This window comes from Halorientalis sp., from assembly GCF_028275115.1.
In the GTDB taxonomy this organism is placed as follows: domain Archaea; phylum Halobacteriota; class Halobacteria; order Halobacteriales; family Haloarculaceae; genus Halorientalis.
The window spans coordinates 19207-32862 of sequence record NZ_JAQCNH010000091.1 but is presented as its reverse complement, the minus strand read 5'-3'; the positions used below and the strand labels follow the sequence as shown (position 1 = coordinate 32862).

At 64.9% G+C, this 13656-nt stretch carries 13 protein-coding genes; 7 read left to right on the top strand and 6 right to left on the bottom strand.

All coding sequences use genetic code 11. From position 1 onward, the window contains the following. The first annotated feature begins 124 nt into the window (after positions 1-124). Complete coding sequence (locus tag Q0964_RS12120) at positions 125-475, top strand: DUF7969 family protein (RefSeq protein WP_299267867.1); 351 nt, start codon at positions 125-127, stop codon at positions 473-475. Positions 476-528: 53 nt separating this feature from the next. Further along, on the top strand, positions 529-1074 hold the full coding sequence (locus Q0964_RS12115; RefSeq protein WP_299267864.1) for a DUF1684 domain-containing protein: 546 nt from the start codon (positions 529-531) through the stop codon (positions 1072-1074). A gap of 1 nt (position 1075) precedes the next feature. Here Q0964_RS12115 and Q0964_RS12110 read toward each other — a convergent pair whose 3' ends face one another. From Q0964_RS12110 to Q0964_RS12090, 5 genes are all read right to left on the bottom strand, one after another. Further along, complete coding sequence (locus Q0964_RS12110; protein WP_299267861.1) at positions 1076-1240, bottom strand: hypothetical protein; 165 nt, start codon at positions 1238-1240, stop codon at positions 1076-1078. Between the two features lie 389 nt (positions 1241-1629). Continuing rightward, entirely contained in the window at positions 1630-4521 is a 2892-nt protein-coding gene (locus Q0964_RS12105) for an RtcB family protein (protein ID WP_299267858.1), read from the bottom strand. A gap of 52 nt (positions 4522-4573) precedes the next feature. After that, entirely contained in the window at positions 4574-5659 is a 1086-nt protein-coding gene (locus Q0964_RS12100; protein ID WP_349254466.1) for a DoxX family protein, read from the bottom strand. A 71-nt stretch (positions 5660-5730) separates the two neighbouring features. Further along, positions 5731-6147: an archease gene (locus Q0964_RS12095; protein ID WP_299267853.1), complete on the bottom strand. Its 417-nt coding sequence runs from the start codon at positions 6145-6147 to the stop codon at positions 5731-5733. After that, on the bottom strand, positions 6147-6281 hold the full coding sequence (locus Q0964_RS12090; RefSeq protein ID WP_299267851.1) for a hypothetical protein: 135 nt from the start codon (positions 6279-6281) through the stop codon (positions 6147-6149). The genes Q0964_RS12095 and Q0964_RS12090 overlap by 1 nt, the downstream gene beginning before the upstream one ends. Positions 6282-6391: 110 nt before the next feature. Between Q0964_RS12090 and Q0964_RS12085 the strand changes: the two genes are divergently transcribed. The 5 genes from Q0964_RS12085 (at position 6392) to Q0964_RS12065 (ending at position 12231) form a co-directional block, all read left to right on the top strand. After that, the gene (locus Q0964_RS12085) at positions 6392-6880 is read left to right on the top strand and encodes a GNAT family N-acetyltransferase (protein WP_299267849.1); all 489 of its coding nucleotides are present in this window, start codon (positions 6392-6394) and stop codon (positions 6878-6880) included. Positions 6881-6949: 69 nt separating this feature from the next. Further along, entirely contained in the window at positions 6950-8128 is a 1179-nt protein-coding gene (gene priS, locus Q0964_RS12080; RefSeq protein WP_299267847.1) for a DNA primase small subunit PriS, read from the top strand. 1 nt (position 8129) lies between these two features. Beyond that, on the top strand, positions 8130-9095 hold the full coding sequence (locus tag Q0964_RS12075; protein WP_299267844.1) for a hypothetical protein: 966 nt from the start codon (positions 8130-8132) through the stop codon (positions 9093-9095). A gap of 744 nt (positions 9096-9839) precedes the next feature. After that, the gene (locus Q0964_RS12070) at positions 9840-10601 is read left to right on the top strand and encodes an ABC transporter ATP-binding protein (RefSeq protein ID WP_299267841.1); all 762 of its coding nucleotides are present in this window, start codon (positions 9840-9842) and stop codon (positions 10599-10601) included. 1 nt (position 10602) lies between these two features. Further along, the gene (locus Q0964_RS12065; RefSeq protein WP_299267839.1) at positions 10603-12231 is read left to right on the top strand and encodes a hypothetical protein; all 1629 of its coding nucleotides are present in this window, start codon (positions 10603-10605) and stop codon (positions 12229-12231) included. 215 nt (positions 12232-12446) lie between these two features. On the opposite strand, the gene Q0964_RS12060 is transcribed toward Q0964_RS12065, so the two are convergent. Beyond that, positions 12447-13607 (bottom strand): outer membrane lipoprotein-sorting protein, encoded by a 1161-nt coding sequence (locus Q0964_RS12060; protein WP_299267836.1) that lies wholly within the window; start codon positions 13605-13607, stop codon positions 12447-12449. Positions 13608-13656 lie beyond the last annotated feature (49 nt).

The window sequence follows — 13656 nt, the reverse complement described above, 5'->3', positions numbered from 1 at the left end:
CGGTTCCTCGGGGCAAGTACCTTTGCCATCAGATACGTCCGGTGTCACTGAGACGCCGCTTTCGAGCGGGGTGGCTCGCCGACTACAGGGAGCGGCCTATATTCCTCCGGCTCTGAGAAGACGTATGGTCGAAGTGACGTATCACTGCCCGTACTGCGGAGCGGTGACTGGTGTCGAGCGTGAAGGGTATCTCGACGACGACTGCGTCTCCCGGGAACCCCTCGACGGCTGGAACTACGCGAGCACGACCGACGCAGTCGACGACCGCGAGGCCGCCGACGGCATCGAGTTCGTCTGCCTCGGCGATGCCGGCGATGGGTCCTCGGTCGGGGACGGCGGTGCGAACGACCCCGACCCCGAGAAAGACGGGTGCGGTCGGAGTTTCTATCTCAGCTTCCGGAAATCCGTGGATGGAGAGCGGGTCGAACACCGCACGCCCGACATCGACCCACCCAGGTTCGACTTCCAGCCCTGACGACCGCCCCCGCGAGCCGCCGGACTCAAACCTGCTGGCCCAGTAGCGTAAGTATGACCGACGAAACCGAGGACTGGGCCGAGCGCCTCAGGGCCAATCGCGAGGAGAAAGACCGGTTCTTCGACGAACATCGACAGTCACCAATCCCACCGAAAGAGCGTGACGAGTTCGATGGCCTCGACTACTACTCGCCCGACCCCGACTATCGCGTCGGTGCGACGGTCACCGTTCACGACGAGCCCGAGCCGGTCGAGATGGACACCACCGAGGGACGCACCGTCCGATACCTCCGGATCGTCACTTTCGACTTCGAACTGGGCGGCGAGTCACACGAACTCCACGGGTACCGACAGGAACACGAGGACGGAGGCATCTTCGTGCCCCTCCGCGACAAGACCACCGGGCAGACCACCTACGAGAACGGCCGGTACATGGAACTGGAACCGGACCGCGAACTCACTGACGGCGACGAAATCACGCTCGATTTCAACCTGGCGTACGCCCCGTTCTGTGCGTTCAGCGAGACGTTCGACTGCCCGCTCCCGCCCGAGGAAAACTGGTTGCAGACGACCGTCGAAGCCGGCGAGCGCGCACGCTGAACTACTCCTCGACGGTTGCCGTTCCTTCCTCTACGTGATATCTGAATATCTCCACTCGCTGTGCGGCCTCCCTGATGTGGTACTTTGCGCTATCTTCGTCCGTCTCTTCGAGTGCCTCACCCAGTGGCCGTTCGATACGTTCGAGTTCCCGCGAAGCAGTTACCATCGTGCCAGTCGGGACTAACTTCTCGGAACACATAACATCACTGTTTACAGAATTTTATTCAAGACCGTAAACATATATCAGAAAATAAGCTACATATACTGTATTCGACTTTCGGTAATTAAAATCACCCAACTATCTGCTGGGCTCCGATAACCGGGGGCCGTCGAGCGCGCTGTGGTGGTCCCGGCCCTCGTTTCGACGGGCTCTCCTCGAACTGTTCGTGTTAGCGGTCAGGCGGACGGGTTTCGGTCTGCCGTCGCCGAGGGCGTCGTTGCAGCCCCCGGCCAGTCGCTCCGTGTCAGTACGGCTGGAGGTGGCTGCTCCGGCGACGTCCAACCCGAGGTGACTGGGCGGCCGCCTCCGAGCTCACGGAGGCGAGTTACTGGCGGTTACCCCTTGATGTTACACACCGGGTAAGTCCGGGCGACTTTGTCACCGATACCCAGTGCGTCAGAGACCCGGACGACCTCGTCCACGTCTTTGTAGACTCCCGGTGCTTCCTCGGCGATGGTCGCGCCCGACTGTGCTTTGACGTAGATCTCGTTTTGCTCCCGGAGGTCGTCACGGACGTCCTCGCCCCAGAACTCGTCTTTTGCCTGTGTGCGGCTCATCAGTCGGCCCGCGCCGTGAGCCGTCGAGCCGAACGTCTCTTCGAGCGACTGCTCGCCACCCCGGAGGACGTAGCTTCCCGCGCCCATACTTCCCGGAATGATGATCGGTTGGCCCACGTCCCGGTACGCCGCCGGCAGTTCGGGCCGACCCGCCGGGAACGCCCGCGTCGCACCCTTCCGGTGGACGAACAGCTCCCGTTCGCCACCGTCTTCGACCGTGTGAGCCTCCTTCTTAGCGATGTTGTGTGCTACGTCGTACAACAGGTCCATCTCCATGGCCTCCCAGTCGCGGTCGAACACACGCTCGAACACCTGTCGCGTCCGGTGCATGATGAGCTGGCGGTTGACCCACGCGAAGTTGATCGCCGCACACATCGCCCCGTAGTAGTCCTCGGCCAACTGCGACCCGGCGGGTGCGGCCGCGAGTTCCTTATTCGGCAACCGGTCCAACAGTCCTCGATGGGCCTGCTCGATGTCGCGCAGGTAGTCCGTACAGACCTGGTGACCCAGACCACGGGACCCACAGTGTATCAGGACGACGATCTGGTCTGTTTCGAGACCGAACGCCCCGCCAACGTCCTCGCGGAACACGTCGGTCACGCGCTGGACCTCGAGGAAGTGGTTGCCCGATCCGAGCGAGCCGACCTGGTTCCCACCCCGGTCTTTGGCCTTCTTCGAGACCTTCTCGGCGTTGGCTTCCGGCCTGAACCCCTCGTCCTCGCAGTGGGCCAGGTCGTCTTCGACGGCCCAGCCCGCTTCGAGCGCCCAGTCCATTCCGCGTTCGAGGATCGCCTCGATCTCGTCGCCGCCGACCTGCACGACACCGCCACCGCCGAGACCCGACGGGATGTTACTAAATAAGTTCTCGACGAGTTCCTCTTCGCGACCCTGCAGGTCGCTGTACGTCAGATTCGTCCGCATCATCCGGACGCCGCAGTTGGAGACGACGAATTCGTCGGCCAGGAAGTTGTGTGCCTCGTGTTCGACACCGATGTCATAGACTGGCTTTTCGCCGACCTCGGAGATCGATTCGATTTCAGTGGTGATCGTGAGGTCACTCCCGACGTGGACAGAGTCACAGAACTCCTCGAAGCCGGGGAAGTCCTCCCCTGGCCTCGGTAGCCCGTCCCGTCCGCTCCAGATACTGCGTTCGATGAATCGGCCGTTGATGTCGAACTCCGATTTGACTTTCTCGACAGAGGTCCCGCCGTCGGCGAGCGTCTTCGCCTCGTCGGCGATGCGTGTTCGGTGTTCGCGCTCGCGCTCTTTCCTTTTCAGGTACTGGATCGCTTTCACCGCTCGTCGTCGCTTCTCGTGGTTGTACGCGTATCCGACTCGCGAGTAAAACCGGATGAGGTTCCCCGAGTCGTTTTTGATACCCAGCCGCAGCCGAACAGTGTCGTGGTCGGCGTTGGACTCCGTTTCGAACTCTTCGAGACCGTTCGTCTCGATGCCGAGACGCGAGAAGAACGCACGCAGATCCTCGAAGAATTCGCGTCCGGCCTCGACAGTCCCTGCGGTCCGGGTTTGAGAGACCTTCGGACAGTAGAGGTTCTTGTCGTGCTGGGCGGCCGGGGCGTTCATTTCCGCGCCGAAGTACGCCCGGAAGTAGAGTGCTTGCTGCCAGTCTGTGAGCCGGTCGAAGTAGTCCGGTGTCGTAAATCCGGTGGATACCTTTGGCCCGTCCGGTACGCCGAGTTCGATCAGCAGCCGTCGAAACGCCTTCGATGAGGTGTTGAAACTGTACTCGGTTGTTTCAAATTTGTTCCCATCGACATCGTGGTTCCGATCCCGGGTGTAGATCTCCGACGGCTTGAACCCGACTTTCTCGATGTCCTCGCGGATCCGTTCGAGATCGTCCGGTTCTCCGTAGAACCACATCTGTTCCTGACCGCCGAGCGATCCGTCGCCCACGTGATAGCCGATGATCTTGAGCAGTCGGTGGAACGTCTCGTCGGTCGATTTGAGCGGCAACACGTCGCGTTTTTCCAGTACACGGCGGAGTTGAGGGTTCGTGTCGGCGAAGTCCTCTTCGGTGAGGACGACGAAATCCTCCGGCGTTTCGTCCTCGATGCCCCGGAACGGCTGGACTTCGACTCCGTCTCCGACTTCGAGTTCGGCCAGATCGACCATTCCGTCCGGTGTCCTGAACGGATGATCGGTCGTCGCTTCGATCCTCTCGCCTGTCGAAGTCTCGACTTCGTAGACCGTTTTCTCCCCCGATTCGGTGAACAGCCGGATGCCGGAATCCGTCAACTCTTCGCCGGCGACGGTCGCTTGTTCGGTCTCGAACGCTTCCTGCAGCGACTCGATCTCCGCTCGCCGACCGAACGAGAGTTTAACCTCGATATCTCCCGGTAGGCAGTTGATATCATATCCGACAGCTCCCGGCGAGATACAGCCGTTCTCGGCGTCGATGCCGGCGACGCCACCGACGGGGAAGCCGTAGCCTTGGTGACCGTCGGGCATACAGATGGCGTGGTTCCGGACGCCCGGCAGGTGGGCGGCGTTTTTCAGCTGCTGGAGGGTCTTGTCCTGCTGAATCTCCTCGAGGAGCGACTCGCTGGCCAGCACGCGGGCGGGGGCGTTCATGCCGCCTTTCGCTGGGATTTCCCAGACGTAATCTCGTACCTTTTCAAGAGTGATGCCGTCGGCATCGAAGGTAGTCATACCAGAAAGTGCGACGCCGACGGCGGAATATATTTCGACTGTCCCGCGTCCGTCAGTCGTCGGCGAGGTCCTGCTCACTCGGTGCGGGGCGACCGGTCCCCGAATCGGCGTCCGACAGCAGGCGGTCGAGTGCGAGTGGCCCACTCCCCATGGTGAACACGGCCGACGCCAGCCCGAACATCGTGATGTGAGCGAGGATGGGGTCGTCTGGGATGCCAAACAGCGTCAGAGTGAACACGACGAACGCGGCGGCTGCGACGCCGCGCGTCAACAGTCCGGCGATCAGCAGTGTCCCGAGCGCGATCTCGGCCAGGCCGGCTCCGAGAACCCACGCACCCGGGTCGACTGGAATCACGGCCGTCAGGTCGTACTTCGCGACCACACTGAGAGTGCGGCCCGGCCGAAGGAGTTTCTCGACGAGTCCCAGGTAAACGAACACGACGCCGAGCCCGACCCGGATCACCGTCGGCGCGTAACGGGCGTACGGTCGCATCTGAGCTCCGAACCGGCGGGCGATTCGATTGACGGGATCGATCCGGCCGTAGTAAGTGCCCGACGCGCTGGCGACGGCCCCGAGCATGTGGTCGGCGCTGGGTCGCCCGCCGCCCAGCAGGACGACCGCCAGCAGCCCCGGAATGTACTCCATGGCCAACAGGAGTTCGGGCGAGCGGGCCAGCCCCACGAAGTAGGCCACGAGCGCGGCGGCCGCAACCGCCCGCGTCGCCAGGCCGAACAGCAGCAGAAAGCCAAAACCGAGCAGGAGGAGTCTCGGCTGACTCTCGACGGCCGGGCTGAAGTAGTAGCCCGCAAAACCCGCGCCGACCAGCGGCAACCCCATGCTGAGCCGAAGCATCCACGGCACCAGGTCGTCGTACTCGGCGAGAGTCGCCCGCAACACTTCGATGTCGGGAATCGTCGGACGCGCCCAGACGAAGCCGAGGAGCCCCACCGTTCCGATTATCGCGAACCCGCCGAACAGGACGGCGTTCGCCGGCTCCGAGAGGACCTGTACCGCGAAGTCGATGGGATTGGTCGGGCCACTGTTGTCTTCCGCGACGTACCTGACGTGTGCTCGTGCGGGGCCACTCGCGAGGACCGCCCAGCAAAGCGCACCGCAGAACGCAAGCGCGCCGGACAGGAGTGACGAGCGTGTTCCAGAGGTCACAGGCGCACTATGGAATCGAGTAGTGTAAAGCCAGCTATCGTATCTCAGACATCGAAGACCACGTACGCGCGCCAGCCACCGTCGGTCGATTCGAGCGCCATCTCCGAGTACGTGACCGCTTTCACCTCTCGGGCGTCGACCGCCGACAGCGGAACACCGCGGGCAGACGCCCCACAGCTCCACTCGGTAGTGTCTTGTTCGGTCACCGACGCCTCGTTATCGACTGGTAGGACACCGCGGACGTCGCGCTCGTAAATCAGCTCGTCGAGGTAGTCGAACAGTACGGCCTCCCTGTTCTCGGCGCGGACGCTGAGGTCGAACCGTTCGTGTTCTCCCTCGGGAATCTCGTCACACATCGCGGCCGCGAGGCCGTTGGCGACGGCCCCGAACACCGCACCCAGGGTCTCCGCGGTCGCCTCGATGGCCACGTCGGCCGTGTGTTCACGGAGCTCGTATCCCATTATTCGGCCCCCACCGTGGTTTCGCCCGCTCCGGTCGCCGTGGCGTCGTCGGACTTTGCCTCGACGACGGCGCTGGTCGCGATGGACTGCGGCCCGTTCTCGACGGTCGTGCCGACCGCTGAAGACTGCCACATACTCCGTGAGACGACGGGGCGCCGAAAAACGGTTGTGACCGCCGATGACCTCGACTCGACACACGTCGTTGGCGGTGGAATTATAGTGTTCTACACGCTAAACTGGCATAGTGAGTGCTACAATCGAGAGCCGGACCGTCAAGGCCGGAGACGACGCCTATGTGGACGAGGCCTGGGCTCTCAAGGAGTCGATCCGACAGGAAGAGGACGTTCTCCGACAGCGTCGGGGCTTCTTTCGGGATGCCTACCGGCGGTCGACGGTGTACCTCTTCCTGGAGAGCGGTCCAGTCGACACCGAGCGGCTGGTCGGCTTCGCCGCCGTTCGCCGTGACGGGTACATCCTGTTTCTGGCCGTCGCCGACGGCTATCGCGGAGAGGGCTTCGGCGAACGCCTGATCGCTCGCGTCGCCGACGACCACTCCTCGGTGACCTGCCACGCCCGTACGACCAACGAACCGGCCATCGGATTCTACCGACACCTCGGATTCGAGGTCAAACGCCGTATCGACAACTACTACGAGGACGGTGGCGACGCGTACTACCTCAAACTCGGCGCCAGCGGCGGAATCACCGAACGGTTACAGAAACTGCTGTCTTGACCCGCTGCGGGCAGGCGACGCCGAGTTTGCAAACCCTTTTGCACGGGTAATCGCAACGAGTGTGGTAGTATGGAGGAGCGAACGCGCGCGTATCTCCGGGGCCGGTTCGGCGACTACTATCGCCGCGCCGAGGTCACGCCGCCGCCCGACGCCAACGAGCGCGAGTGGGGGTACATTCCTTGGACATCGAGCCCGGGAACGACGATGGTCCGGCACAAGGCCCTGCTCGACCTCGGTAATGTCGAGTCCTTCCTCGAACGCGAGCGGCCGCGTCACGTTTACTTCTCGGCCGGCCGGTACGACGACCCCAGCGCGGGGTCGATGGGTGAGAAGAACTGGCGCTCCTCCGATCTGATCTTCGACCTGGACGCCGACCACCTGCCGTCGGTAACGCTGGGCGAGGACTCCTACGCCGAGATGCTCGCCAAGTGCAAGGACGCCCTGTTGCGTCTGCTGGACTTCCTCGAGAACGACTTCGGCTTCGAGGACACGACTATCGCCTTCTCCGGTGGACGGGGGTATCACGTCCACGTTCGCGACCCGGGCATTCAGCGGCTCGAACGCGAGGCTCGTCGGGAGGTCGTCGACTACGTCCGCGGAATCGGGATGGCGCTCGACGCCGTGATAGACGTGGAGGCGGTCGGCGGCGAGGTGGGCCGGAAGAGTCCGGCACAGAACGAGTATCTGCCGACAGACGGCGGATGGGGAAGCCGGGTTCACGAGCGGTTGCTCACCGAGTTCGAGGCGATTCGAGCCATGACCGAAGACACAGCGGTCGAGCGCCTCCAGGAGTACGACGGCGTGGGAGAGAAGAAAGCGCGGGCCGCCTGGAACGTTGCACAGAATCGGTTCGTCGAGATCGAACGTGGTAATCTCTCCGCCCATCCGGTCGTCAGGAGTTTCGCCGAACGAATCGGCTCGTCGGTCCTCGACGCGGACGACGCGCCCATCGACGAACCGGTGACGACGGACACGAACCGGCTGATACGCCTGCCCGGGACGCTGCACGGCGGGAGCGGACTAGCGGTGAGACGGATCGACCGCGGCGCGATCGACGGCTTCGACCCGCTGGTCGACGCGGTGCCGGAAACGTTCGTTGGCCACGAGATTACGGTAGAGGTGATGGACGGCGGGACAATCGAACTTCTGGGCGATAGTTTTACACTCTCGGAGGGAGTTCACTCCGTTCCGGAGTACGTCGGTGTGTTCCTCATGGCCAGGGGGCGCGCCGAGAAGGGGCCGGAATGATATGAACCTCGACGAACTCCAGTCGGTCCGAGACCGAGAGCGCCAGAGCGATAGCCTCCAGCAACTGCGGAACTCCTTCTACGCGGACGCGGGCGGACTGATTCAGCAGTTGCGCGAGGAACGAGACCGGGCCGCCGAGCGCGCCGAGGACCCCTTCGACGACCCGGAAGTCAGTCGGATCACGAACAACATCAACACGGCCGAACAGACCGTCGAGGCCATCTACGAGCGCCGCGTGGGTAAACTCGTCAAGATGGCCTCGTTCGCGGCGGCTGATATGCCCACTGAGGACGAGGGACTGACCGCCGAGGAGCGGGAACTGTTCGAGAGCATGGTCGCGTCCATCGAGAACAACCGCGACCGGGTGTTCGCGGTTCTCGACGGCGAAGACCCGGACGTCGCCGAGAGCTCGGACACGACCCCGAACGGGACGCCCGACGCCGGCGGGTCACCGACTGCGGAACCGTCGGGGGCAGACGCGACCGAGTCGCTCGGAGACCCGGAACAGTCGACGGGCGTCGACGCCGCTGACCTGATGGGGAACGGACAGGAGACGCCGTCTCTCGACGCGGTCGACTCCGAGTCCGCGACGGACGGCTCGGACCCGGAGCCTCCAGTACCGCCACAGGAACCGCCCGTCCAGGGCGATGCTGGAGCGTCCGACAACGCCGGTCCGGACCCCACAGAGACGGCGAACCGCGGGACCGACCAGAACCGAGCGGCCGACACCGGCGCTGCAACGGACCCGACCCCCGACTCTCGCTCGGACGACGGGACGAACGCGGTGTCCAGCGGCGACGATTCGGGCGTCGACCGCCGGACAGTACGGATTACGCGAGACGTCGGCGAGATTCTCGGTATCGACGAACGGGCCTACGACTTGGCCAGCGACGACGTGGTGACGCTCCCGGCGGCCAACGCCGAACCGCTGGTCGAACGCGACGCCGCGGAACCACTGGACCGATAGTTACTGCTTCGTCGAGCGACTCCACTGTTCGACGGGGAGACGACCCTCGACGGTCGAACCGGCGTCTAACCGACTACAGGCGTTAAGCCTCTGTCCGCACGGAACGAGCGGAGCGAGTGAGTAGGGCGGGGATACAGCGTCGTCGTTTTAGTTTCACTACAGGGTATGGCTTTCCGATCCCTACGGTCAGTATTGATAGTATGATGCTCGTCACGCCTCCGATGGTGTTCAAGCGCGAGAAGAAGCGCGTACCCTCGGTTGTGGCTGAGTGTCCATTTAGCAGGCGTGGGACACTCCGAACCACCTGTGACGGGACGTCGCCTGTGGCGTCTGGAATCGCTGTGCCCACGTCGGCGATAAATTCCGACACAGAACCAGGAGGCCCTGTCCTCACAAGCGAGGGGCGGGCAGCCCCGAGCGCGGTAGGGCAGGGGGGTTCACGACCTGCTCCGCTCGCTCTCTTGGGTCGACACATACCTGCCGGTGGCCAGTCCGCCGGACGACACCGTCGAAGTGACGAGTCTCCTCAGCGGCGGCACGGGGGCACACTGCGAGCCCACCGTGTTCGACTGAGTGTCGTCGGGTCATCGTGTCTCGCTGTATTTCCCCGGCCACGCGCAGACGCGGTCGGGCCGGGTAACCCGCTCCCTCGGTCCGACCGACAGTCGAGCGGCCCGGCCAGCGGTATCGGCGTGGTGTGTCCGCCGGACGATTGATACCGCTGGAGGCTGTCAGTCACGTTCAATGCCCGCCGCCATCGAGACGGAGGCGTTGACGAAGACCTACGGTACCGTGACGGCCCTGTCGAACCTCGACCTCTCGATTCCGCAGGGGACAGTCTACGGATTTCTCGGCCCCAACGGCGCGGGCAAGACCACCACGATGCGGATTCTGACGACGCTCACCGACCCCAGCGGCGGCGACGCCTGGATCGAGGGCGAACACGTTGCCGACCGGGACGCCGTCGTCGGCCACGTGGGCTATCTCCCCGAGAAACCGCCGGTGTACGACGAGTTGACCGCTCGGGAACAGCTCTCCTATCTGGCCGACCTGCAGAGCCTCGACGACGCCGAGCGCGACCGGATCGACCCGCTGCTGGATCGGTTCGGGCTGCTCGGGGACGCCGACGACCCCATCCGCACGTACTCGAAGGGGATGCGCCAGAAGACGGCGCTCGCGGGAACGGTACTGGGTGACCCGGGCGTCCTCTTTCTGGACGAACCGACGAGCGGACTCGACCCGCGGGCCGCCCGCACGGTTAGGGACCTCCTCGCGGAACTGGCAGCGCAGGGACGGACGGTGTTTCTCTCGACGCACGTCCTCCCGGTCGTCGAGGAACTGGCCGACAGGGTTGGTGTCCTCAACGAGGGGCGCCTCGTCGCCGAGGGGACGCCGGCGGAACTACAGCATCGCGCCGAGGCCGGCTCCGAACGGGGCCTGGAGGACGCCTTTCTCGACTTGACAGCCGAACTGGGCTATCCCGGCGAGACCGTGCTGGAGGACTGAGATGGACGGGGAACTGGCGACGGACCTGCGTCACGGCGTCCGGATCGCGACAGTCGAGGTGCGCCGCAGCGTCCGGGCCGTTCTCGCCAGTCGCCGCCAACTCATCGGCATCGCGCTCCTGCTCGTCTTGTTCTCGCCTGTCCTGGTCTCGGTTCTGTCGGGCGGGTACGCGCTCGGTCTGCGGTTCCGGAGCGGAACGGACATGTCGGTCGTCGAACTGCTCCGTCCACAGATCGTGGCCTGGATCGGCTCGCTAGCGGTCGTGTTCGGGCTCCGGGCGCTCGAACGCGCCGGCGACGCCGACCACGCCGACCTGTTGTTGACGCTCGTGCGGCCCCGGGCAGTCGTCACCGGCCTCGTCCTCGCGGAGTACACCCGCGTCGTGGTCGTCTTCGGAAGCCCTATTATTATCGCCGTCACGGCTTTCGCAGTCGGGGCGGGGACGCCGCTTCTGATACCGGTCGTCGCCATCGGCGTTCTGCCACTGCTGGCGCTCGGATTGACCAGCGGGTTCACCATCGGCTACTTCGTCCGTCTGTGCTACCGACGGCTGGGATGGTCGAAACCATCCGGCGCCTGGGCGAGCCTCCTCGCTGCGGGGACGCTCATCGTCGGCGTGAACGTGTTGGCGCCGTCGGAACCAGCCAGGCTCCTTCGGTCGCTCGCACCGCTTGAGGCCGTCCCGGTCGGGCCGTACGCCGACCTGTTACTCGTGGCGTCGCCGGTACCCGTCACCGTCGGCACGCCGTCGCTGGCCGCCGCCGGTATCGTTCTGGGTGCGGTCCCCTGCCTGCTCGCGGCCACCTGGTACCTCGCGCCGGCCGTCTGGTACGCCGACCCGGCCACGACCGACGAGACCAGCGTGCGAGCGCGACTCTCCCGTGTGGCGATGCCGGCCGTTCTCTCGGGCCGACGAGTCACGCGGCTCGTCTGGTGGCAGTTGGTCCGCGGGGTCCGCGCACCAGCCCAGTTCATCCACCTGACGTACTTTCTGTTCATGGCCTTCCCCATCGCACAGTTGGCCGTCTCCAACCCGCGCTCCGCCATCCTGCCTGTGTTCCTCGCCGTCCTCGGCGCGTTCCTCGCCGGCGGGACCTTTGGCCTGAACCCACTGGGCACCGAGGGGTCGATGCTTCCGGCGGTTCTCACCACGCCGTCGTCCGGTCGCCCGCTCGTCCACGCACGCATCCTCGCCGGCACCGTCCTCTGGCTCCCGCTGACCCTGCTGGTCGTCGTCCTGACCGGCTGGTACAGTGTCCTCGACCCCGTGAGCCTGGCGTACGTGCTCGCGTTCACCCTCGTCCTCACCGGTTTCAGCAGTCTGCTCGCACTGGGATTGGGTGCGCTCGCACCGCGGTTCGAGACCGTTCGCGCGTTCGGTGGCGTCGAAGCCCCGACCCCGACGACGGCTGCCCTGCTCGGTCACTCATTCGTGACGACCGTCGTCGCCGCCGTCGGCATCACCACCGTCTTCGTCCCAGTCGTGGTGGACGCGCCCGCCTTCGCCGGCGACTCCGCAGAGCTGCTCCGGGCGGCCGGCTTCCTCGCGTGGGCCGCTCTCCTCGCGCTCGTCGCCACGGGCTGTTACCGCTACACCGTCGCCCGGCTGGACGGATACACGTACGAGTGAGCGTGTCAGCGGAGCGGATTCGTCTCGCCGGACCGACAGTAAACTGCCGTGTTAGAAGCGGGGGGCAGCGAGCAATCGGCACTCGTCGACCGTCTCGGCGCTGTGCCGCGCTCTCTCGTGCACGCGGTCTGGTCACCTTCGTCTCGCTTCGCGGCCGGCACAGTCTAAAACACGTCTCAGAAATCGACGGGGATACGGAGCAGGGTGGGCCGAACTCAGTCGGCAACGGCCATCGGCTGGGCGATTTCTGCGAGCTGGTCCTGCCCGAGCGAGCCGGCGACGCCGTACGTCCGGCCGTCGGCCTCCCAGAACAGCACCGTCATGTCGCCCCGCTCGACGACGGTGACGGTCTCGTCACCCACCGACAGCGACTCGCCGTCGGTGTCGATTCGTGCCAGCGGGTTCTGCTCCGACTGGATTGCGACGAACTCGGCCGTTTCGTTGGCGTAGACACCGGTCACGGTCGCGCGGTCGCCCTGCGTGCCGACGGCGGCGCTCTCAAGCTCGAAGCCGGCCGGCACCGCAGGTTCGGTGACGGGGAAGTCGACGGCTTGGTCGGCCTCGGCGAGCGTCTCGTAGTTCGTCCGGTCGAACGCACCCGAGACGACCTGACGGTCGGACGGCGGTCGGAACGTGCTCTCGTCGATCGCCACGTCGAACTGGAACGACTCGAAGCGCATCGTCGTCGTCACCGTGCCCTCGGACCCGGTCACGACGGCTTCGACTTTCCGGAGCCGATCGTCGTCGGTGTCGACCCAGACCGTAAGATTCGTCTCCTCGATGTCGTCGAGACGGTCACTGACGTTGGCGTACCGTTCGTCGTCGGGTAACTCCGTCGGGCCCGTGTACTCGACGTCGAGGGCGTACGTCTCCTCGCCGTCTACGGTCGCGGTCCCCTGGTTGGTCACCGAGACGTTCGCGTCGAGTTTCTCGACGACGGCGGTGACGTTCACCTGTTCGAGCCGCTCGGACTGGCTGGCGTTGGGCGACCGAACAACGGGCGGGGTAGTCGGCCTGTCGAACCACACGACCGAGCCGTTCGTCGCGACGGTCGTGTTCGCGATTCGGTCCGGCGCGAGACCGTCGACTCGGTACCCGTCCGGTGTGAGGTACTGGACCTGCGCGCGGGCCGACCGTTCGACACGGTCTGTCTCGTTCTCGAAGGTCACGTCGACGGTGACGGTACCGACGAAGCTGTCGGCCTCGCCGTACTGCTCCGCGGTGCGGTCGAGAATCGCGTCACCGCTGGGCGCGGTCGTCTCGTCGGGCTGGACGGCCATGCCCACGACGACGCCAGCTCCCAACAGGACCGCGGCGACCGCGGCCATCCGGAGGGCGAGTATCCCTCGGTCGGTTTCACTAGATGGAGGTGTCACGAAACTAGTTAAGGGCGAGACGTACTTGACCCTTCTGACAGCGCACGTA